Origin of the sequence: Pelagibius sp. (genome assembly GCF_028281305.1) — a bacterium.
GTDB lineage: Bacteria > Pseudomonadota > Alphaproteobacteria > Kiloniellales > Kiloniellaceae > Pelagibius.
On sequence record NZ_JANQKD010000028.1, the window covers coordinates 23728 to 43944 of the forward strand.

Annotated in this window: 20 protein-coding genes; 13 read left to right on the forward strand and 7 right to left on the reverse strand. The window is 66.3% G+C overall.

What is annotated here, in order from left to right; genetic code table 11:
- Nucleotides 1–212: 212 nt before the first annotated feature.
- The 7 genes from Q0982_RS07650 to Q0982_RS07680 all read left to right on the forward strand — a co-directional run bounded on the left by Q0982_RS07650 (nt 213) and on the right by Q0982_RS07680 (nt 8043).
- Nucleotides 213–806, forward strand: coding sequence for an HD family hydrolase (locus Q0982_RS07650; RefSeq protein ID WP_299393779.1), 594 nt, complete (start codon nt 213–215; stop codon nt 804–806).
- A complete protein-coding gene (locus tag Q0982_RS07655) occupies nt 803–2002 on the forward strand; it encodes a glycosyltransferase (RefSeq protein WP_299393780.1) in 1200 nt (399 codons plus the stop codon). Before Q0982_RS07650 ends, Q0982_RS07655 begins: the two co-directional genes overlap by 4 nt.
- A 106-nt stretch (nt 2003–2108) precedes the next feature.
- The gene (gene hpnC / locus Q0982_RS07660; protein ID WP_299393783.1) at nt 2109–2993 is read left to right on the forward strand and encodes a squalene synthase HpnC; all 885 of its coding nucleotides are present in this window, start codon (nt 2109–2111) and stop codon (nt 2991–2993) included.
- Nucleotides 2990–3865 carry a presqualene diphosphate synthase HpnD gene (gene hpnD, locus Q0982_RS07665; RefSeq protein ID WP_299393784.1) on the forward strand — a complete coding sequence of 292 codons (876 nt, stop codon included), beginning with the start codon at nt 2990–2992 and terminating at the stop codon, nt 3863–3865. Before hpnC ends, hpnD begins: the two co-directional genes overlap by 4 nt.
- A 4-nt stretch (nt 3866–3869) precedes the next feature.
- Nucleotides 3870–5168: a hydroxysqualene dehydroxylase HpnE gene (gene hpnE / locus Q0982_RS07670; RefSeq protein ID WP_299393787.1), complete on the forward strand. Its 1299-nt coding sequence runs from the start codon at nt 3870–3872 to the stop codon at nt 5166–5168.
- Between the two features lie 200 nt (nt 5169–5368).
- Nucleotides 5369–7318 carry a squalene--hopene cyclase gene (gene shc / locus Q0982_RS07675; RefSeq protein WP_322096976.1) on the forward strand — a complete coding sequence of 650 codons (1950 nt, stop codon included), beginning with the start codon at nt 5369–5371 and terminating at the stop codon, nt 7316–7318.
- A gap of 14 nt (nt 7319–7332) precedes the next feature.
- The gene (locus Q0982_RS07680; protein ID WP_299393790.1) at nt 7333–8043 is read left to right on the forward strand and encodes a hypothetical protein; all 711 of its coding nucleotides are present in this window, start codon (nt 7333–7335) and stop codon (nt 8041–8043) included.
- On the opposite strand, the gene hpnH is transcribed toward Q0982_RS07680, so the two are convergent.
- Nucleotides 8023–9165 carry an adenosyl-hopene transferase HpnH gene (hpnH, locus tag Q0982_RS07685; RefSeq protein WP_299393793.1) on the reverse strand — a complete coding sequence of 381 codons (1143 nt, stop codon included), beginning with the start codon at nt 9163–9165 and terminating at the stop codon, nt 8023–8025. The two genes, Q0982_RS07680 and hpnH, sit on opposite strands and share 21 nt — an antisense overlap.
- Nucleotides 9166–9414: 249 nt before the next feature.
- Complete coding sequence (gene hpnA / locus Q0982_RS07690; RefSeq protein ID WP_299393795.1) at nt 9415–10407, reverse strand: hopanoid-associated sugar epimerase; 993 nt, start codon at nt 10405–10407, stop codon at nt 9415–9417.
- Between the two features lie 269 nt (nt 10408–10676).
- Between hpnA and Q0982_RS07695 the strand changes: the two genes are divergently transcribed.
- The 3 genes from Q0982_RS07695 to Q0982_RS07705 all read left to right on the forward strand — a co-directional run bounded on the left by Q0982_RS07695 (nt 10677) and on the right by Q0982_RS07705 (nt 13662).
- The gene (locus tag Q0982_RS07695; RefSeq protein WP_299393798.1) at nt 10677–12209 is read left to right on the forward strand and encodes a hypothetical protein; all 1533 of its coding nucleotides are present in this window, start codon (nt 10677–10679) and stop codon (nt 12207–12209) included.
- 282 nt (nt 12210–12491) lie between these two features.
- The gene (locus tag Q0982_RS07700; RefSeq protein ID WP_299393800.1) at nt 12492–13103 is read left to right on the forward strand and encodes an ABC transporter substrate-binding protein; all 612 of its coding nucleotides are present in this window, start codon (nt 12492–12494) and stop codon (nt 13101–13103) included.
- A 49-nt stretch (nt 13104–13152) separates the two neighbouring features.
- Complete coding sequence (locus Q0982_RS07705) at nt 13153–13662, forward strand: hypothetical protein (RefSeq protein ID WP_299393802.1); 510 nt, start codon at nt 13153–13155, stop codon at nt 13660–13662.
- A 54-nt stretch (nt 13663–13716) separates the two neighbouring features.
- On the opposite strand, the gene Q0982_RS07710 is transcribed toward Q0982_RS07705, so the two are convergent.
- Entirely contained in the window at nt 13717–14139 is a 423-nt protein-coding gene (locus Q0982_RS07710) for a hypothetical protein (RefSeq protein WP_299393805.1), read from the reverse strand.
- 95 nt (nt 14140–14234) lie between these two features.
- Here Q0982_RS07710 and Q0982_RS07715 point away from each other — a divergent pair, with 95 nt between their 5' ends.
- The 3 genes from Q0982_RS07715 to Q0982_RS07725 all read left to right on the forward strand — a co-directional run bounded on the left by Q0982_RS07715 (nt 14235) and on the right by Q0982_RS07725 (nt 15856).
- Nucleotides 14235–14789, forward strand: a complete 555-nt coding sequence (locus Q0982_RS07715) for an AAA family ATPase (RefSeq protein ID WP_299393807.1) — start codon at nt 14235–14237, stop codon at nt 14787–14789.
- A 45-nt stretch (nt 14790–14834) separates the two neighbouring features.
- Nucleotides 14835–15335: a DUF4275 family protein gene (locus Q0982_RS07720; RefSeq protein WP_299393809.1), complete on the forward strand. Its 501-nt coding sequence runs from the start codon at nt 14835–14837 to the stop codon at nt 15333–15335.
- A gap of 83 nt (nt 15336–15418) precedes the next feature.
- Nucleotides 15419–15856: a tellurite resistance TerB family protein gene (locus Q0982_RS07725; protein ID WP_299393811.1), complete on the forward strand. Its 438-nt coding sequence runs from the start codon at nt 15419–15421 to the stop codon at nt 15854–15856.
- Here the strand turns inward: Q0982_RS07725 and Q0982_RS07730 are convergent.
- The 4 genes from Q0982_RS07730 to Q0982_RS07745 all read right to left on the reverse strand — a co-directional run bounded on the left by Q0982_RS07730 (nt 15832) and on the right by Q0982_RS07745 (nt 20138).
- Nucleotides 15832–16623 carry a hypothetical protein gene (locus Q0982_RS07730; protein ID WP_299393813.1) on the reverse strand — a complete coding sequence of 264 codons (792 nt, stop codon included), beginning with the start codon at nt 16621–16623 and terminating at the stop codon, nt 15832–15834. The two genes, Q0982_RS07725 and Q0982_RS07730, sit on opposite strands and share 25 nt — an antisense overlap.
- Before the next feature lie 62 nt (nt 16624–16685).
- On the reverse strand, nt 16686–17879 hold the full coding sequence (locus Q0982_RS07735; protein ID WP_299393815.1) for an O-succinylhomoserine sulfhydrylase: 1194 nt from the start codon (nt 17877–17879) through the stop codon (nt 16686–16688).
- A gap of 51 nt (nt 17880–17930) precedes the next feature.
- On the reverse strand, nt 17931–18353 hold the full coding sequence (locus tag Q0982_RS07740) for a rhodanese-like domain-containing protein (RefSeq protein WP_299393818.1): 423 nt from the start codon (nt 18351–18353) through the stop codon (nt 17931–17933).
- Between the two features lie 132 nt (nt 18354–18485).
- Nucleotides 18486–20138, reverse strand: a complete 1653-nt coding sequence (locus Q0982_RS07745; RefSeq protein WP_299393820.1) for an ABC transporter substrate-binding protein — start codon at nt 20136–20138, stop codon at nt 18486–18488.
- Nucleotides 20139–20217 lie beyond the last annotated feature (79 nt).

Here is a 20217-nt window from a genome sequence, read left to right on the forward strand (position 1 = left end):
GCCCGTCCCCCTCGCCTTACCCGTCGCTTTCCCCTGCATAGCAGCCCGCCACCTACTGCCCCTCTGCATTTCCGCCCGGGCTCCTAGTCGCCCTACTCACTAGGCCAAGCACAGGTCCCCATAAAGTGTTTTCTCACGACCTTGCGTCCTCGTCCGGCGCTGCGTATGCCTTGGGGTGCAAAGTGCGCAACCGCGGAGGGAAAGGAGACGGCATGAGCGCGGAACCCCGCGCCTGGCAGCGCATGCTGTCGGGCCGGCGCCTCGATCTCCTGGATCCTTCGCCGCTGGACATCGAGATCGAAGACATCGCCCATGGCCTGGCCCGGGTCGCCCGCTGGAATGGCCAGACGAGCGGCCCTTCGGCGTTTTCCGTCGCCCAGCACAGCCTGCTGGTCGAGACAATCGTCGGCACGCTCAAGCCTTCCGCCCCCGCCGCCGAGCGCCTGGCGGCGCTGCTGCATGACGCGCCCGAGTACGTCATCGGCGACCTCATCACGCCCTTCAAGGCGGCGGTGGGGATGGACTACAAAGCCCTGGAGCGCCGCCTGATGACCGCCATCCGCCTGCGCTTCGGCCTCACCGGCCGGGAACCGGAGGCCCTGACCAAGCTGATCAAGCGCGCAGACCGCACGGCGGCCTACCTGGAGGCAACCCAGCTCGCCGGCTTCTCGCTCACAGAGGGCCGCCGGCTGTTCGGCCAGCACAAGCGCTTTCAGGACATTCATCTGGAGCCCTGGCCGGCGCAGAAGGCCAAGCGCCTGTTCCTGCGGCGCTATCAGACGCTGCACAAGGCCCTCTCGCCTTGAGCGCGGCACTCACCGACCTCGCTACCCTGGGCCTCGCCGCACTCAGTCTCGCGATCTGGGCTTACCTCTGGTTCTTCCGCGGCGATTTCTGGCGCTGCCGGGAGCGCCTGGACGGCAGCGCGCCGGAACCGGAGCGCTGGCCGGCGGTGACGGCGATCATCCCGGCGCGCAACGAAGCCGCGGTCATCGCGGCCGCGCTGACCTCCATCCTGGAGCAGGACTATCCGGGCGATCTCTCCGTCGTACTGGTCGACGACCACAGCGAGGACGGCACTGTCGAGGCGGCCCGCCAGGCCGCCGCCGACAGCAGCCGGCCGGAGCGATTCAATCTGGTGCGTGCGGCTGCGCTGCCGGAGGGCTGGACCGGGAAGCTCTGGGCTCTCGACCAGGGCCTGCGCCAGTCCGACCCGGACAGCCGTTACCTCTGGTTCAGCGATGCGGACATCGCCCAGCCGCCGCAGGCGCTGCGTCGGCTGGTCGCCAAGGCGGTCTCGGAGGGGCGCGATCTGGTTTCCCTGATGGTCGCCCTGCGCTGCGAAGGACTGTGGGAGCGCTTGCTGATCCCGCCCTTCATCTACTTCTTCCAGAAGCTCTATCCCTTCGCCTGGGTGAACGATCCGAAGAAAGCCACGGCGGCCGCCGCCGGCGGCTGCATCCTGCTGCGGCGCGCGACGCTGGCAGAAGTCGGCGGGCTGGCCGTTCTGCGCGGCGCCCTGATCGACGACTGCAGTCTGGCGGCCAAGGTGAAGCAGGTGCGCGGGTCCGGCAGCCGCGGGCTCTGGCTGGGCCTGGCCGAGACCGCCCGCTCCATCCGGCCCTATGCTGGTCTGGGCGCGATCTGGGACATGGTCGCCCGCAGCGCCTATACCCAGTTGAGGCACAACCCTTTGATCCTGCTCGGCACGCTGGTCGGCATGTTCGCGACCTATCTGGCCCCGCCGCTGCTGGTGCTGGGGCTACCCTGGCATGGCCAGATACCTGCGGCACTGATCGCCGCGCTGGCCTGGCTCGCCATGACCCTGACGGTCCTGCCGGTTCTGCGGCTCTACAGGCAGGGCCTCTGGCTGGCACCGCTGCTGCCGCTGGCTGCCCTGCTCTACTCCGTCATGACCTTCGACTCGGCTCTGCGGCATTGGCGGGGCCATGGCGGCACCTGGAAAGGGCGCGTGCAGGCTGGACAGCGCGGCCTGGAATGATCGGCGCCGTCAGGCTAAGTTCGCGCAACAGCGCCGCGTCGGCGAATGCAGCGCCAAACGCTTGGGGTATCGTCGCCTTGGGGGATTGCCACAGCAGGAGAACCGGATGACGCCTGCCAGCGTCGAAACACCATCGGGCAAGGGATCGGGCGACGAGAACTTTCCCGTCGGCTCCTGGCTGTTGCCGGCCGCGCTGCGCCCGGACGTGGCGACCTACTACGCCTTTGCGCGCGCCATCGACGACATTGCCGACAACCCCGCCCTCGCCCCGGACGACAAGATCGACCGCCTGAAACGCTTCGACGCCGCCCTGCAATCGGCGGGCAACGACGCACCGGGGCTGGAGAAGGCGGCGCGGCTGCGCGAGACCCTGGCGCGGCGCGGCATCACCACGGCGCGCGGCAGCGACCTGGTGGCCGCCTTCACCCAGGACGCGGTGAAACTGCGCTACACCGACTGGGAGGACCTGCTGGGCTACTGCCGTCTTTCCGCCGATCCGGTGGGCCGCTTCCTGCTCGACCTGCATGGCGAGGACCCGGGCGGCTATCCGGCCTCAGATGCGCTCTGCACATCCCTGCAGATCCTGAATCACCTGCAGGACTGCCAGGACGACTACCATGCCCTCGATCGCGTCTACCTGCCGCTTGATTGGCTGACGGCGGAGGGCCTGGAGGTGACGGTGCTCGACGCCAAAGCGAGCCCACCGGGCCTGCGCCGGGTTATCGATCTCTGCCTCGATGGGGTCGATGCGCTTCTGATCAAGGCCCAGCGCCTGCCCGGGCAGCTTCGCTCCAGCCGGCTGGCGATGGAGTCGGCCGTCATCGTGAAGCTGGCGCTGCGTCTCAGCCGGCGTCTGCGCCGCGGCGACCCTTTGGCCGAACGCGTTGCCCTCAGCAAGGCCGACTTCCTCTTTGCGGGGCTGGGCGGCGCTGCAGGCGTTCAGGTCCAGCGTCTTTTCGCCGCCCCACAGATCGCCGGACAGAGCGGATGACCCTTGCCCGCCCCGAAACCCCGGCTGCGCTGACGGACGAAGCGGCGGCCATGGCCCATGTGCGCAGCATCGCCACAGCCTCGGGCTCGTCCTTCCTCTGGGGCATGCGCCTGCTGCCGAAACCGCGGCGCCACGCGATGTACGCGATCTACGCCTTTTGCCGCGCGGTCGACGACATCGCCGATGACGACGGCGCAGCCGAAGAAAAGCGCCGGGGCCTGGCTTTCTGGCGCGAAGAGATCGGGCGCCTCTACGACGGCCGTCCGACCCACCCCATCACGCTTGCCTTGCAGCACCCACGCCGCTGTTACGGCCTGCCAAAGGCGGAGTTCCTCGCCGTCATCGACGGCATGGAAATGGACGCCCGCGAGGACATCCGCGCCCCCGACATGGAGACCTTCCGGCTTTACTGCCGGCGCGTGGCGGGCGCGGTCGGGGTGCTTTCGGTGCATGCCTTCGGCGCCGAGGAGCCGGAGGCCCAGAGCCTTGCCCTGGCAGAAGGCGATGCGCTGCAGTTCACCAACATCCTGCGCGATCTGCGCGAGGATGCAGAGCGCGGGCGCCTCTACCTGCCGCGCGAACTGCTGCTGCGCCAGGGCATCGAAAGCCGCGATCCCATGACGGTTCTGCAGGATGCGCGGCTGCCCGCCGTCTGCCGCGAACTGGCCGCCATGGCCGAGGAACGCTTCACCGAGGCCCAGGCCCTGATGGCGCGCTGCCGGCGCGGGCCCATGCGCCCGGCACGGATCATGCTGGCCGTTTACCGCCGTCTGCTGACCCGCCTTCAACAACAGGGCTGGCGGGACAACGCGACCCGCGTGCGCCTTCCCAAGGCGGAGAAACTGTGGATCGCACTGCGCAACGGACTCTAGGGCCATGACAGACGCGGCCGCTGCGGGCCGGGTTCACGTCGTCGGCGCCGGACTGGCCGGGCTGTCGGCGGCGGTGCGCCTGGCGGCGCAGGGCCGCGCCGTCACGCTCTACGAGGCCGCCGCGCAGGCTGGCGGGCGCTGCCGGTCGTTTCACGATGCCCGCCTCGACTGCCTGATCGACAATGGCAACCATCTGATGATGACCGCCAACACCGCGGTGCTGGATTACCTCGATCTGCTTCAGGCCGGCGACGCCCTGACCCAGCCGGCGCAGGCCGCCTTTCCCTTTCTGGACCTGGAAAGCGGGCAGCGCTGGACCCTGAAGCCGAGCGCGGGCCGGATCCCCTGGTGGATTCTCAAGCCCAAGCAGCGCGTTCCGGGAACCCGCCTGGCGTCCTACCTCAAGGGTCTGCGTCTGGCCATTGCCGGCGCCGACACGCGAATCGGCGATTGCCTGGACACGCGCGACCCGCTGTGGCGCCCCTTCTGGGAGCCGCTGATCGTCGCCGTGCTCAACACACCGGCCGAGGAAGGCTCGGCCCGGCTGCTGTGGCAGATGCTGCAGTTGACCTTCGCCCGCGGCGAGGCCGCCTGCAGGCCCCTGGTCGCCCGCGAAGGGCTGGGCCCGGCGCTGGTGGACCCGGCCCTCGCCTTTCTGGCGGACCGCGGTGCCGAAATCCGCTTCAACCAGCGACTTCGGCAGATCGACTTCAGCGGCGAGCGCGCGGCCCGGCTAGACTTTGCCGGGCAGGCGGTTCCGCTCGGCAGCGCCGATCAGGTGATCCTGGCGCTGCCGCCGCAGGCCGCGGAAGGACTGCTGCCGGGCCTGGATGTCCCCCGGGAGAGTCATGCCATCGTAAACGCCCACATCCGCTTGCCGCAGGCACCGCATTGGCCTTTCGAGGCCGGCCAAGCCGAGGGGGCTCAGGACGTGCCCTTCATGGGGTTGCTGGGCGGCACCGCCGATTGGCTTTTCCTGCGCGGATCCATCGTCAGCCTCACCGTCAGTGCGGCGACGGCCCTGGCGCAGCGCCCCAACGACGAGATCGCCGCGGCGCTGTGGTCCGACACGGCCCGGGCCCTCAATCTCGATCCGGCTCTGAACCCGCCGATTCGGGTGATCAACGAGAAGCGGGCGACCTTCGCGCAGACGCCCGCCGCCCTGCGCCGCCGCCCGCCGACGCGCAGTGCCTGGCGCAACCTCTTTCTTGCCGGTGACTGGACGGCAACGGGCCTGCCGGCGACCATCGAATCCGCCGTCCGCTCCGGGGACGCGGCCGCCAAGGCACTGACATTGCCCTGAAATTGCCCGATTGCAGGGACTTGTCAGCAACCGCCGGCTTCTTCACAATTGCGCTCATTGAACCGGAGAGGCGGGGGATTCGGGGCCGTCCTTCCGGGTCGCGTGGTGACGATAGATCGGGGTCCTCTTGCTGCCTTCTCCGGGCGGCGTTACTTCAACTGGATATGACACAGAGCAACGCGGCCAGAAACGAAGAGGCCTTGGCACGGACGGCTGAGGTCCAAAAGCCGGACCTGAACGCCGTCGACGAGCTTGTCGGGACGATGACCGAGGCCCTGAAGGCGCAGCAGCGCGACGACGGGCATTGGGTCTTCGAGCTGGAAGCCGACGCGACCATTCCGGCCGAGTACATCTTCCTGCAGCACTTTCTCGGCAGTGTTGACGGCGATGCCTATCGCGCGGTCGAGCCGAAGATCGCCAACCACCTGCGCGCCGTACAGGGCGGCGACGGCGGCTGGCCGCTGTTCCACGACGGCGAGATGGATCTGAGCGCCAGCGTGAAGGCCTACTTCGCGCTGAAGCTGGCCGGCGACGACCCGGAGGCGCCCCACATGCTGCGCGCCCGCGAAGCCATTCTGGCCCGGGGCGGCGCCGCCCAGAGCAACGTCTTCACCCGTATCGCCCTCGCCCTCTTCGGGGAAGTTCCCTGGCGCGCGGTGCCGGAGATGCCGGTGGAGATCATGCTGCTGCCGCGCTGGTTTCCCTTCCACCTTTCCAAGGTGTCCTACTGGTCGCGCACGGTGATCGCGCCGCTGCTGATCCTGATGGATCAGAAGCCGCAGGCCGCCAATCCGCGCGGCGTTTCCATCCGCGAGCTTTTCGAGCAGGCGCCGGAGCGGGCCCAGTACCAGATGAACGCGACCGGCAGCCCGCTGGGCGCCATCTTCGCCGGCATCGACAAGGTACTGCGGTTGAGCGACCCGCTGCGTCCGCGCGCGCAGCGCCGCAAGGCCATCAAGGCCGCCATGGACTTCGTGAAGGAACGCCTGAACGGAGAGGACGGCCTGGGCGGCATCTTCCCGGCCATGGCCAATGCCGCCATGGCCTTTCACGCCCTCGGCTACGACTGGGACGAGCCCAACTTCCGCATGACGCGGGAGGCGATCGACCGTCTGCTGATCGCCCGCGACGACGACCATGTCACCTGTCAGCCCTGTCTCTCGCCGATCTGGGACACCTGCCTGGCGGCCCACGCCCTGCTGGAGACCGGCGAGGCCGGCGACAGCGACACCTTCGACCGGGCCTTCGACTGGCTGCTGCAGCGGGAGATCACCGAGGTGCGCGGCGACTGGGCATGGCGGCGCCCCAATGCGCCGGCCGGCGGCTGGCCGTTCCAGTACCAGAACGCCCACTACCCCGACGTCGACGACACGGCGGTGGTGGTCATGGCCATGGACCGGGCCGGCTCCGAAGCCTCCAAGGAGGCGATGGAGCGTGCGGCGCGCTGGATCATCGCCATGCAGAGCAAGAACGGCGGCTGGGGCTCCTTCGACGCCGACAACGCCTTCGACTATCTGAACCACATTCCCTTCGCCGACCACGGCGCGCTGCTCGACCCGCCGACCGCCGATGTCTCGGCGCGCTGCCTGTCGATGCTGGCCCAGCTCGGCTACGGGCGCGATCACACCGCCGTGCGCCGCGGCCTCGACTATCTGCTGCGCGAGCAGGAGGCGGACGGCTCCTGGTACGGCCGCTGGGGGGTCAACTACGTCTACGGCACCTGGTCGGCGCTCTCGGCGCTGAACGCCTGCGGCGTGGACCCCTCCTCCACGCCGGTGCGCCGCGCCGTCACCTGGCTGGAGAGCCGCCAGCGCCATGACGGCGGCTGGGGCGAGGATTGCGCCACCTACTGGGCGGAGCGGCGCGACGAAAGCAAGGCCTCCACCGCCGCGCAGACCGCCTGGGCTGTGCTCGGCCTGATGGCCGCCGGCGAGGTGGACAGCGACGCCGTGCACCGCGGCATCGCCTTTCTGCAGGGCTTCCCGCGCGACGAGCGGCGCTGGCTGGACCGTCATTGGACCGGCACCGGCTTCCCGCGGGTCTTCTACCTGCACTATCACGGCTACAGCGCCTACTTCCCGCTGATGGCCCTGGCGCGCTACCGCAACCTCATGCGCAGTAACGAGCGGCGCGTCGCCTTCGGCATGTAATCCCGGGGCGGCAAGTGAGCACGACAGCGCCACGGCTTGGCATCGTCACCGGCCTGGCCTCCGAGGCGCGGCTGATCGCAGCAAGTGGCGCTGGATCCTCAAGACGGATCACCGTTGTCTGCGCCGGGGCCGACAGCGCGCGCGCCGTGCAACTGGCGGAAGACCTGGTGGCCGGGGGCGCCACCGCGCTTCTGAGCTTCGGCATCGCCGGCGCGCTCCATCCCGCACTCGATGTCGGCGATCTGGTCCTCGCCGAGAGCATCCGATCGCCAAGCGGACAGGATCATCCCTGCCACGACGGCTGGCATCGCTCGCTGTATGCAAGACTGAACGAAAGCGCGAGCGTTCTGCGCAGCGGCGCCATCTACGGCAGCACCGAAACCCTGCTCACCGTCGCCCAGAAGTCTCAGGCGCATGCCGCCAGTGCCTGCCTTGCCGTCGATATGGAAAGCCATGCCGTCGCCGCCGTCGCTGCCCGCGCCGGCCTGCCCTTCCTGGCGCTGCGGGCCATCGCCGACACCGCCGGCGATGCGCTGCCGGCGCTTGCGGCCCGGGCAGTCACAGCGGAGGGAAAGGCGGACTGGCAAGCGGCCGTGAGCGGGCTCGCGCGCCGGCCCGGCGACCTGCCGTCCATGCTGCGTCTCGCGGGCCGGACGCGCCGCGCATTGGCGAGCCTCAAGGCGGCGAGCCGGAATGTTGAGGGGTTATTCGGCGGCTTCGGTTGACGAGGAGGCCGACTTCGGTTTCGGCGTGGCCGCGGCTTCGGCGACGAAATCCTCGAAACTGAACACCGCCGGGCGCTGCTTGCTGAGGTCGATTTCCGGCGCCATCTCGCCTTCGGTGTTGATGCCCTTGAGGGCCACGCCCAGGGCCTTCAACGGATGCTTCACCGTGTCGGCGACCGCGGTGCCTTCGTAACCGCAGTGGACCATGCAGTCGGCGCACTTCTCGTAATTGCCGGTGCCGTAGCCCGCCCAGTCGGTCTCCTCCATCAGCGCCTTGAAGCTGGGCGCATAGCCCTCGTTCAGCAGGTAGCAGGGGCGCTGCCAGCCGAAGACGTTGCGGGTCGGGTTGCTCCAGGGTGTGCAGTGGTAGCTCTGGTTCCCGGCCAGGAAGTCGAGGAACAGGCTGGACTGGGAGAAGCGCCACTGGCGCCCCTTGCCGCGGCGGAAGAGGTCGCGGAACAGCTCCTTGGTCTGGCGCCGGTTGAGGAAGTGCTCCTGGTCCGGCGCCCGCTCGTAGGCATAGCCCGGCGAAATGGTGACACCCTCGACTCCGAGGTCGCGGGCGAAGTCCATGAACTCGGCCACCTCTTCGGCCTTGGCGTTGTTGAAGAGGGTGCAGTTCACGTTGACGCGGAAGCCCTTGTCGCGCGCCAGTTCGATGGCGCGCACCGCCCGCTTGAAGACCCCCTTCTGGTCCACCGCCCGGTCGTGCTCTTCTTCCAGCCCGTCGAGGTGGATGGAGAAGGTCAGGTACTGGCTGGGCTTGAAGAGGCCGATCTTCTTTTCCAGCAGCAGGGCGTTGGTGCAGAGATAGACGAAGCGCTTGCGCGCGATCAGGGCCTCGACGATCTGGTCGATTTCCTTGTGGATCAGCGGCTCGCCGCCGGGGATCGAGATGATGGGCGCGCCGCTTTCCTCCGCCGCCTCGATGCACTCGGCCACCGAAAGGCGGCGGTTCAGGATCTCGTCCGGATAGTCGATCTTGCCGCAGCCCGGACAGGCCAGATTGCAGCGGAACAGGGGCTCCAGCATCAGCACCAGAGGATAGCGCTCGTTGCCCTTGAGGCGCTGCTTAATGATATAGGCGCCGACGCGCAGCTGCTGAATCAGGGGTACCGCCAAGGCGAGGCTCCGGAAAGATCAGGGGACGGAAAGCAGGGTTTCTTGCCCGACTCCCCGCAGTCTAGCGATTTCGCGGCCCAACACCACCCTATTCACTTTAAGGACATAGGTGCCGTAAGGGTATTGGGGCACGGGACCCATGGTTCGAGACGCCACCTGCGGTGGCTCCTCACGATGAGGCGCCAGCTTAGGCCTCGTCCTGAGGAGGCGCGGCAGCGCCGTCTCGAAGGACGCCAGCGCGGGCAGCCTCTAGCGCAGATAGCCTGCCGATTCGAACCAGTCGACGGCGTCGTGGATGGCCTCGGCGGCCGGGCGCGGGCGGTAGTCCAGGGCCTTGGCGGCCTTATCGTGGGAGAAATACATGGGCCGGGCCGCCATCTTAAGCCCGTCGACGGTGAGCAGGGGCTCGGGGCCCTTGGTGAGCCGGGCCCAGGCCTCCGCCAGATGGGCCAGGGGCATCAGCGGGCGGCGCGGCAGGCGGATCGTCGGCGCCTTGCGCCCGCGCCGCGCGGCCACTACCGCCAGGATCTCGGCCAAGCCCAGATTCTCCCCGCCCAGCACGTAGCGCTGCCCCACCGCGCCCTTGTCGTAGGCCTGCATGTGGCCCTCCGCCACGTCGTCGACGTGGACCACGTTGAGCCCGGTGTCGACGAAAGCCGGCATGCGCCCGGCCGCCGCCTCCACCACCACGCGCCCGGTGGGGGTCGGCTTCACGTCGCGCGGCCCGATAGGGGTGGAGGGATTGACCGTCACCACCGGCAGCCCCTCCTCCCGCTCGAGGCGCTGCACCTCCTGCTCCGCCAGGAACTTGGAGCGCTTGTAGACGCCGATCATGTCATCCAGGGTCACCGGCGTCTCCTCGTTGGCCGGCGCACCGCCCGGTGCCTTGCCCAGAACGGCAACGGAGGAGGTGTAGACGATGCGCTGCACGCCCTGCCTGAGGGCCTGCTGCATGAGTTGGCGCGTGCCTTCGACGTTGGCGCGGTGCATGGTCTCCGGGTCGCGCACCCAAATGCGGTAGTCGGCGGCGACGTGGAACAGCGCGGTGCAGCCCTTCAGGGCTTCCGCCAGCGACTCGCCCTGGGTGAGATCGCCCTCGGCCAAGTCGACGCCCAGCCCCTCCAGGTTGCGCCGGTCGCTGCCCGGGCGCACCAGACAGCGTGGCCGCTCGCCCCGCGCGATCAGCGCCCGCACCACGGCGGAACCGACGAAGCCCGTGCCTCCGGTTACCAGTATCGTCATGGCCGACAGCTTGCCTCCGGCAGCGGGTCGCAGCAACCTGAGACAACTTGCGTTACGAAAAACACGCGAAGATCAGGCAATCTGGATCACAACAACTGTTGGGTGTTGGCAGTGCCAGCTTTCGGTGTGCGAAGACGCGGATCAAGATCTTTAACGTCGACAATTGCACTTTCATAAGTCCGTAACGACTGTTAGCTTGAAGTGTGAACCGACCGCCGTTCACCCACACTGTTTCATGTCTAGTCTTTATGGACAGGGAGAGCGATCAAATGGGCGGCTTCACGAATCCCGCAGTTACTACTCAGTATTACGATACAGCAACTGTGACCACCAAGTACTATGGACCTGTGGGTGGTGATGGAGGTCCGGGTCCAGCGAAGGAAAACTCGATCGGCTCAAACATGGCAGGTGCGGCCAACCTGTCCATCTCAGTAAATGAGGCCTTCAGCAACAACCCGCACCTTCCCAAAGGCGGACTCGCCGGAGCGGCAATAGGCGCCGTAGGAATCGCGGCCGATCAAGCTTCGGACGGTTCGGTTACAACAAAAGACATCTTCGAGGGAATCGGTTCGTTTCTCTGCGGGTTGGCCGGAGGAGCAGCCGGAGGAGCGGCCGGCGCCGCAACTGGAGTTGGAATCGGTGCTGTTGCAGGCGGATATCTCGGCGGAGAACTGGGGTCCAAAGTTTGCGGAGCGATAGCAGTTGAACTCCATGACGCATTGGGATACCGCGACGGACCGGTGGAGATCACTTACAACTATCTGGATGGTTCAAAGACCGTAGAGAAGACTGAGATCGTCGGCCAAGGCGGCAGTGTTGGGAAATTCACAAATGTTATCAATATCACCATCAAACAGTACGACAAACATGGGAAGCTGGTCCTTCAGAAGGTCTACAGAGACGAGATAGATGTATCCCTGCGAGAGTACCACAATATCGATGAGCTGTTCGCTGATCGCTGTTTCGCTGCAGGCACACTGATTTCAATGGCAGACGGTTCAAAGAAGCCGATTGAGCAGATTCGCAGAAATGACTGGGTCCTTTCCCCCGACAAAGACGGGACTCTCCAACCCGGACGCGTCGTGCGCACGTTCCAGAACAGGTCCAAAGAGATTCTGGATGTCTTCGGCCTGATGATCACACCCGGCCATGTAACGCTGTGCGGCGATGGCAGGTTCGATGGCCGGTACGTACCTGTTCTGGACATTCTCCGCTCTGATGGTGCGCTGGTGATGGAGGATGGCAGCAAAGTCCGAGCCGGCACCGGATGTGCGCTTGGCACGCTGGGGGATCGTTTTATCCATGCCGTCATTGGTGAGACACAGAAGAACGGAATGATGAAGGTCAGCGAAACCGGGCTGATCCGCCTTGGAACGCGCTTCATGACCGCTGACGGCGAAGACATCTCCGTCATGGATCTGATATTTGCCAATGGGGGTCTTGTCACGGAAGACGGCTACATCAAAACGGGTGTCAGCGGTGAAAAGTTGCCTTTCCGCTGGACGTTTACCGCCGAACTGCCGAAGCCAGAGGACTACGTCCTTCAACGCTCCCAAACGACCCTGCAGCGCATCTATCGAGCCAATGAGTGGGAGGGCGTTTCCCCTCAGATGCCGGACCCCGCGTATGTGGAAACCGGTGCGCGAGCGCCGGGCCTCAAGCCGGAACGACGAACAGTGTCCGTGAGCGAGCCGCTCTCTTCGCGAACCCGCTCCGGCGCTCCAAAAGGCTGCGACAAGAAGAAAAAGGTCTCAGGGCTGGTGAAACGCCGCTCGAGTCGAGAAAACGCTGCGGTCCACTGAACCCGTTCTGCCGAGCAGATTGCTCTAATCCGTCCCCATTGGCAGGGACTGCAGTTTCCCGCGCTCTCACTGCGAGGCGCCGGGGTTTCCTGCAGTGGCGGACGAGACAACTGTGCGGCTGCCTGGCCACTATCGCGCTTGTCGCGATGCAGTATGCATGGCTAAGCTGAACAAACGAACGGTCGGTCCCTGGACCGACCTCACCCTGGTATCCGCAGGGCGCCATGCCAACCGACCTGGGCGCCCAAGCTTCAAAAGGCCCCACGCTCGCTTAACCTTGTCATGCGTCCTTTCATCCTGACTGCTCTCATTAGCTACCTGTTGCTCCTGGCACCGGCGCAGGCCGAGGAGGGCGCCGGCGCCACGGTCGAGCGCCTGAACGCAACCCTGATCGGCGTAATGCAGGAGGCCGAGGCCCTGGGCTATCAGGGGCGCTACGACCGCCTGGCCCCGGACCTGGAGGCGGTCTTCGACTTCCCGCTGATGGCGCGGGCCGCCCTTGGGCGCCATTGGCGCACCGCCAGCGCGGAGGAGCAGGCTGCCTTTACCGAGGCCTTCACCGCCTTCAGCATCGCCGTCTTCGCTGACCGCTTCGACGGCTATTCCGGCGAGCGCTTCGAGGTTACCGGCGAGCAGCCGGCGCGCCGCGGCACCGTGCTGGTCCGGAACCAACTGGTGAAGACCGATGGGGAGATCATCGCCATCGACTATCTCGCCCGACTGGATCAGGCGGGCGGGGGCTGGCGCCTCATCGATACCTTCCTGGACGCCAAGTACTCGGAGATCGCCGCCCGCCGTTCGGAATACAGCAGCATCGTGCAGAACCAGGGCCTCGACGCCCTCATCACCGCCCTGAAGGACAAGACGGCGGGCTATGGCGATCAGCAGCAGTGACGGCTAGGATCACTGCGCCCCCGATCCCGCAACGCAAGCCACAAACCAGATGGCAGTTACCCAACAGATTGTCCGCCTGACCGAGGCCGAACTTGAAGCCTGCAGCAACAGCGAAGCGGAGCTCAACAGGCTGATCGGCTACGAACTTCGTTGCAAAACCGATCATCTGGATCTCAATTGGGCGCCCAGGGTGCTCGAACACTACCTTGAAGCAAGCCACCAGCTTCCTGAGGCGAAGCTCGCTCTCTTTCTCGCCTGCAACGGCGCACGCCTGGTCAATACCAACTGCCGCCGTGGGCCTGGCTCTGACTGGGTCTATTCGGACGTCACCTGTCTGTCGAAAGAGGAAGTTGCCCGGGTCGCGAGTGGCTTTCAGACGATCGCTTGGGAAGAGCTGACCGGCTGGCTGCCCACTGACCGGCAGAAGGCTTGCGACGCTGTCAAAATGCAGCTGGACCATCATCCCGATGCGGTGTTTCCCGACCACATGAGAGCACTTGCCGCATTCTATGACGAGGCCGCCCGGGCCGGGCTCTGCACCGCGATGTGGTGGGATTGAACTGTGATCGAGGCAGCCGCAAACCGGCTCTGAAACATGCAGGCCCGAAACACGTCAACGCTTCGGATAAGTCACGATGGCGCTTCTGTAGGCTTCGGCCTGAAACCGAAAAGGTCCGAGCCTTTCCAAGGGCGTGAAGGCTTCGCCGTCATCGCTCTCATAGCCGAAGTCCTGCCAGACAAAACCGTCATCGTCGCACACCACCGCGACCGAGACGGTTCCGCAACCGAGGTCGCCACACTGCGGACAAATGTAGAGTGCAACACGGCCGCTCGGCAGGTCCCCCGGGCGCTCTAACAGGAGGCGGGCGCGGGCATGATCGTCCTGAGGGTCCGCCAACCAGCCAAGACAGGACACATAGTCGTCACCGCGCCGACGAAGCTCGCCATAAAGCGAGCGCCCGGACACGACGAAGTCCAGAAAGCTGTGCTGGGCATTGCCGTGGCGCAGCACCCACTTGAGTTGGAGAGTCTTCATGGGTTCGATAGTGACCGGACCCCAATCGGATGCCAAGTCTCCGGGACACTCTCCCACGCCCTCTTCCCAAGCGCCATTGTTGAAGGAACGCACCTATGAGCGCGCGCAACAACCACTTCACCGCGTTCACCGGCGGGCCGGGGGCCGGCAAGACCAGCGTGATCGAGGCCCTCGGTGCGGCCGGCCATCGTTGCTCCGCGGAAGCCGGGCGCGCGATCATCCGCCAGCAGGTGGCGATCGACGGCGCCGCCCTGCCCTGGCGCGACCGCGCCCTCTATGCCGAAGTCATGCTGTCCTGGGAATTGCGCGCCTTTGAGGCGCAGGCAGAGGCAAGCGGCCCCGTGTTCTTCGACCGCGGGCTGCCGGACATCGTCGGCTACCTGCGCCTGGAGGGGCTGCCGGTCTCGGCTCACGTCCTGAAGGCCGCGCAAGATCGGCGCTATGCGCGAAAGGTTTTTCTCTTTCCGCCCTGGCCGGAAATCTTCAGCGGCGATGCGGAGCGCAAGCAGACGGCGGAGGTCGCCGCCGCCACCTGCCGGGTTATGGCAGAGATCTACAGCGAACTGGGCTATGAGCTGATCGAGGTGCCCCGGGTCAGCGTTGCGGAACGGGCCCGCTTCATCCTGGCGGCCTGCCGGGCGCTTTGTTAGCCTGCGCCGGTTTTGCGCGGGCTTACGGGGCGAGCTAAAAGTGCTATGGAAAGCTGCCGGAGACTTTTTGACCGGCGTCATGAAGGAGCAGGACCAGGAAGCGATCTGCTTGGCATTGTCGTCGAAGCCGGAGGGTGCGTCAGTGAAATCCCGCGCAAGGAAAGCTGGACGCTGCTGCGGGCTTGGCGAAAACTCTACTGTGCGCCGGTTCCCGCTGCGTTCGGCAAACGCATCCTAGGCGTCTCCGGCGGCTACTCTTGGCACACCTTCAGTCATAACCACTTCCCCCATGTGGCCGGGCGGCAGGCTCTTCAGGAATACTCCGCGCAGCCGGCGCGCGAACTCCTCGTGCTGCCGGAACGCAGTTCCAGTGCGGCATTTCGCTGTTCAAGCGCCGTCCCTCCGGACTCTTCCCGCCTTCGCTTCGACGTCTATGTCGCACCCAGTGACTTCGCATGGACCATGGTCTTCACCCATGAGAATGAGTGGTATGGGCCCTACTTCTCACGAGCCGAGTGGGGTGAGCGCGGGGTTTTCCGTAGCTGACGGCCTCGATCCACAACTGTAATGGCAATCTGTCGCCCAGCGAGTCACACTGGCGGCTTGGCGGACCGGAGAGGTGCAGCATCGTGTTGGAGTCCTTGGAGTTCATCCAGACCGCGGTCGCAAGGCAGCGCAACAAACCGTTCCTGAAGGCCACCATGGCCGCGTCTGCCATGGCCATGCTGGCGGACGGCGAGATCCAGCTCTCCGAGCGCTACCGCCTGGACGAGATCCTGGAACGCCTGGAAGGCCTCAAGGTCTACGATCCGCAGAAAGCCGTGGCGATCCTGGACGAGTACATCCACGACCTGCGCAGCGAGGGCGATCATGCCCGCAGCGTGCTTCTCGGCAAGCTGCGGCGCATCGCCGAAGACAGGGACTGCGCCGCGGTGATCCCCGGCGTGGTGCTGGCCCTCTGCGCCGCCGACGGCGTCTTCAGCGAAAGCGAGAGACAGGTCTTCGAAGAGATCTGCGGCGCCCTCGGGCTGGACCCGGCCGGCTACGCCGATCCCACAGTTTCCTGAACCGCGGCGCGCTCGCTGCCCTGCTCCCCGCCCTGCCCCCTGTTCTGCCCCCTGTTCTGCCCCCTGTTCTGCCCCCTGCCCTGGACGGCGAGATCGAGAATCATGATCTTCTGCCAGATCTTGCGCGAGAGGTTGGTGGAGAGCTCCTCCAACTCGTTCACGGTGTCGATGACCACCGCGTCCTGAACGCTCTGCGTATAGAGGGCCGCAATCTTGCCGCAGAGCGACAGCATCTCAGAGCAGTAGTCGAGATAGCGTTCGATCTCCTGGCGGCCCATTTCGCGCTTCGGGGAGCTGGCGGTGGGCTCGATCGCATCCAGGAGCACGCTCGGGCTCTTGGTGAGCTGGTACATGTCGATCACGTGGATCATCGAGCGCAGGGAATGCAGCGAGGTCAGGGCCCGCTTCCGCTTCCAGCGCGATTCAAGGCTGACGACGAAGGCGATGCCGAGCGCCATGATGATGGCGATGTTGGCGGCCGGTTCGATGATCTGCACGAGGGTCGTGGCTTCGGGCAGCGGAGAGCTGAAGTGAAGCTCCTTGAAGACCAACGCGAAGAGCACAACGCCGGCCGCAAGAATACCGACCGTGATCAGCCGCAGGCGCCAGTTGGGCCGTCCCAGCGCCAGGGCGTCGCTGCGCATCTCCCGGGCGACCCGCGTAAAGTCCTCGGCCACCTCGCGCAGCCCGGCCTCGGGGAAGCGTTCGCCGATCCGCTTTGCCAGCGTATCGATTGTCGCGATGATCCTGTCCGCATCGAGCGTCATCTGCATGCTGCGCGTTCGTCCCCCAGTCGATGTGGCTCGCCAGCAAGCTTAGAGGCGGGTGTTCAGGCCTTCAACGCCAGTTCCAGGTCCTCGATCAGGTCGGCCGGGTCTTCCAGGCCGACGGAAAGCCGCAGCAGGCCGTCGCCGATGCCCTGCTCGGCGCGGTCTTCCGGCGAGAGGCGCTGGTGGGTGGTGGTGGCCGGATGGGTGATGAGGCTCTTGGCGTCGCCCAGGTTGTTGGAGATGTCGATCACCTCCAGCGCGTTCAGGAAGCGGAAGGCACGCTCCTTGCCGCCCTCCAGATCCAGGGCGACCATGGTGCTGGCACCCTTCATCTGGCGCCTGGCCAGCGCCGCCTGGGGATGGCTGGCGAGGCCGGGATAGAACACCCGGGTGACGCCGGGCTGGGCCTCCAGGAATTCCGCCACCGCCAAAGCATTCGCGCAGTGGCGCTGGACCCGCAGATCCAGGGTCTCCAGGCCCTTCAGCATGACCCAGGCATTGAAGGGGCTCATGGAGGGGCCGGTGTGGCGGTAGTAGTTCTGCAGGTGGTCCTTGATGAAGGCCTCGCTGGAGAGGATCGCACCGCCCATGCAGCGCCCCTGCCCGTCGATGTGCTTGGTGGCGGAATAGACCACCACGTCGGCACCGAAGTCGAGCGGGCGCTGCAGCATCGGCGTGGCGAAGACATTGTCCACCACCACCGAGGCGCCGGCGGCATGAGCGAGGTCGCTCACTGTCTTCAGATCGATGATCTCCAGCGTCGGATTGGAGGGCGTTTCCAGGAACACGCAGGTGGCCGGCTTCGACAGGGCGGCTTCCCAGGCCGCCATGTCCGTGCCGTCGACAAGCAGCGTTTCGATGCCGTAACGCGGCAGCATCTCAGCGACAATGTAGTGGCAGGAACCGAAGAGCGCGCGGGAGGCCACCACCCGGTCGCCGGCTTTGAGTTGGCAGATCAAAGCGGCGAAGACCGCGCCCATGCCGCTGGCGGTCGCGCGGCAGGCCTCTGCACCCTCAAGCAGGCGCAGACGCTCTTCGAACATGGCGACCGTGGGGTTGGCGTAGCGCGAATAGACGAAACGCTCCTTGTCGCCCTTGAAGGCGGCTTCCGCCTCTTCTGCCGAAGAGTAGACATAGCCGGAGGTCAGGTAGAGTGCTTCGCTGGTCTCATCGAAAGCGCTGCGCGCCTGGCCGCCGCGCACCAACTCGGTCTGCGGCCGCCAGCGCCGCGTTCTGTTGGAATCCTTGGGCACCTTTTCGTTTCCTTCCTGCCCTTGCCTTGCCCTTGCCGGTTTCGCCCGGGCTCAGCCCTGGGCCCAGGGCAGGCCGGCCACCTTCCAGCCGCCAACGGAGCCACGGTGCAGATCGCCGTCGCGGTCGCCTTCGAAACCCTCGGCAACATTGTAGCAGGGCCCGAAGCCGGCTGCGGTGAGTGCCATGGCCGCCGAGCGCGAGCGCGCGCCGGAACGGCAGATCAGCAGAACCGGCTGATCCTTGCCAACACCCCGGGCCGCCACCTCTTCCACAAAGGCTGCATTCATGCCCATGTCCGGAAAGCTCTGCCAGGACACGCAGATGGTCTCCTTGCTCAGGCTGTCCAGCCGCGGCAGACCGACGAAGTTCCACTCCGGCAGGGTGCGCACGTCGACCAGAACCGCCTTGGGGTTTTCCTTCAGCAGTTCCCAGGCCTCCGCCGGGCGCAGGTCGCCCGCATAGCCGTCTTGCATAACGCCTCTCCCAATTGATCGCCGGGCCCCGGGCGCCTGCGGCCTCTCCTGCGCAATGGCCCAAGACCCCTTTCGGGGCAGGCGAGTTTAGGCATCCCGTCACCGGACGCAACCGCCTTTGTACAGCGAAAGCTAAGGCGCGACCGAATAGTCTGCCGCGGAAAGCAAGGTCGTGGGGTGAAGGCGGAAGCCCTTCACACGCTTCGACATCACGGTCACCACGGAAAGCCAGGAGGGCTGCACCATAGGACCGATTTCCTGCATCCGGGTCTGGACCTGGCGCAGCAGCCCCTGGCGCGCCGCCGGATCCAGGGTCGCTTCCGCCTCTGTCAGGAGGGTATCGATGCGCGCGTCGGAAAAGCCCGTGCTGTTCCAAGGCACGCCGGAGCGGACCGTCAGACCCAGAAGCATGAAACCGAGCGGCCGCGGCGCCCACTCGACGAAGGCCAGCGGAACCTTGTCCCAGACCTCCCAGAAGCGGGGCGCGGGCATCACCTCGATGGCGGCGCGGATACCCGCTTCGGCATACTGCTCGACCATGGCCTGAACCGCTGAAAGCTCCCAGGCCGGCCAGGATTTGCAGCTGATCCGGATTTCGATGCCGTCCGGATACCCGGCCGCCGCCAACAGCCGGCGCGCCTCGTCAAGATCGCGGCCCATCGGCGGCAGCGCGGCGTAGTCCGGATGCGCGGGCGACACCAGATGATGTTCGGCGGGAACGCCGAAGCCGCGCAGCGCCAGCCGCGTGATCGCATCCGGGTCGAGTGCCAGGCGCATCGCCCGGCGCACGCGCACGTCATCAAAGGGCGGCACGTCGACCTTCATCTGCAAGAGCGCGGTGGCCGTCGTCGCGGTCCGGTGGATCTCAAAATCAGGATTGTCGGCGAGACCTTCGGCGACCGCGTAGTCGCAACGATCGAGGCCGTCCACCTGACGCGACACCAGGGCCGCCGCCGCGGCATTCGGATCGTCCCCCAGGTCGATCAGCCGCAGTTCGTCCAGGCAGGCGGCAAAGGTGGAGCGGCCGTGCTGGGCCTGCAGGACCGCACCCTCGCCAACGGCAAAGTCGACAAGCGCGAAGGGGCCGGTCCCGTTGGCACCCAAACCGAAACGGCCGCCGTCGTCGGGATCCAGCATGACGTTGGTGTAGTGGAAGAGGTGTTCAGGCACCGCCACCTGCGGGCGCCTGAGGTTCAGCCGGACATGGAAGTCGTCCACCTTTTCGATTGCGGCAGCATCCCAGAGCGCCGGCCCGTCGCAGGCTTCGCAGGGCCCGTCCGCCAGCAGGTACGACTGCATCAGACCAAGCGCTGAAGAGCCGGTTGCAGGGTCGAGCAATCGGCGCAGGTTCCAGATGACGTCGTCGGCCGTGAAGACACGGCCGCTGTGCCAGGTCACGTCCTGCCTCAGAAACAAGTCCCAACTGCGCAGATCCGGCGAAACCGACCAAGAAGACAACAGCTTGGGACGCGTCACACTGTCAAAGCCGGTCCAGGTCAGCGGCTGACAGACCTGATGCACCAGATTGGCTGCCGGCAGCCAGTTGAGTGCATGGGGATCGGTGACCGGCTGGATCCTCATGCCGAGGGTCAGGCGTCCGCCGCGGTGGCTCTCTGACACCAAAGCGGCCGTCGGCGCCGCCTTCAGGCCCGCCATCGCGTAGGCGGCCGCGGGGGCAAGCCCCAGCAAGGTCGCCCGGCGCAGAAAGGCCCGACGACTCAAGGCGCCGTCCGCCAATCGCCGGCGCAAAGACCCGATTAGCGGGTGGTGATGGTCTCGATCCATGGCCACTCCCCAGTAGAGAGGATAGTCTTATCGTGGGGAATTTCCAGTCGCCGCTGAACGTGGCGACTAGGCCGGCCGC

Bases quoted from the DNA above. Each gene is read 5' to 3' on its own strand.
- Q0982_RS07650 (WP_299393779.1), top strand. From the start codon at position 213: ATGAGCGCGGAACCCCGCGCCTGGCAGCGCATGCTGTCGGGCCGGCGC.
- hpnC (WP_299393783.1), top strand. From the start codon at position 2,109: ATGACGCCTGCCAGCGTCGAAACACCATCGGGCAAGGGATCGGGCGAC.
- hpnD (WP_299393784.1), top strand. From the start codon at position 2,990: ATGACCCTTGCCCGCCCCGAAACCCCGGCTGCGCTGACGGACGAAGCG.
- hpnE (WP_299393787.1), top strand. From the start codon at position 3,870: ATGACAGACGCGGCCGCTGCGGGCCGGGTTCACGTCGTCGGCGCCGGA.
- hpnA (WP_299393795.1), bottom strand. From the start codon at position 10,407: ATGACGATACTGGTAACCGGAGGCACGGGCTTCGTCGGTTCCGCCGTG.
- Q0982_RS07695 (WP_299393798.1), top strand. From the start codon at position 10,677: ATGGGCGGCTTCACGAATCCCGCAGTTACTACTCAGTATTACGATACA.
- Q0982_RS07700 (WP_299393800.1), top strand. From the start codon at position 12,492: ATGCGTCCTTTCATCCTGACTGCTCTCATTAGCTACCTGTTGCTCCTG.
- Q0982_RS07705 (WP_299393802.1), top strand. From the start codon at position 13,153: ATGGCAGTTACCCAACAGATTGTCCGCCTGACCGAGGCCGAACTTGAA.
- Q0982_RS07710 (WP_299393805.1), bottom strand. From the start codon at position 14,139: ATGAAGACTCTCCAACTCAAGTGGGTGCTGCGCCACGGCAATGCCCAG.
- Q0982_RS07715 (WP_299393807.1), top strand. From the start codon at position 14,235: ATGAGCGCGCGCAACAACCACTTCACCGCGTTCACCGGCGGGCCGGGG.
- Q0982_RS07720 (WP_299393809.1), top strand. From the start codon at position 14,835: ATGGAAAGCTGCCGGAGACTTTTTGACCGGCGTCATGAAGGAGCAGGA.
- Q0982_RS07730 (WP_299393813.1), bottom strand. From the start codon at position 16,623: ATGACGCTCGATGCGGACAGGATCATCGCGACAATCGATACGCTGGCA.
- Q0982_RS07740 (WP_299393818.1), bottom strand. From the start codon at position 18,353: ATGCAAGACGGCTATGCGGGCGACCTGCGCCCGGCGGAGGCCTGGGAA.
- Q0982_RS07745 (WP_299393820.1), bottom strand. From the start codon at position 20,138: ATGGATCGAGACCATCACCACCCGCTAATCGGGTCTTTGCGCCGGCGA.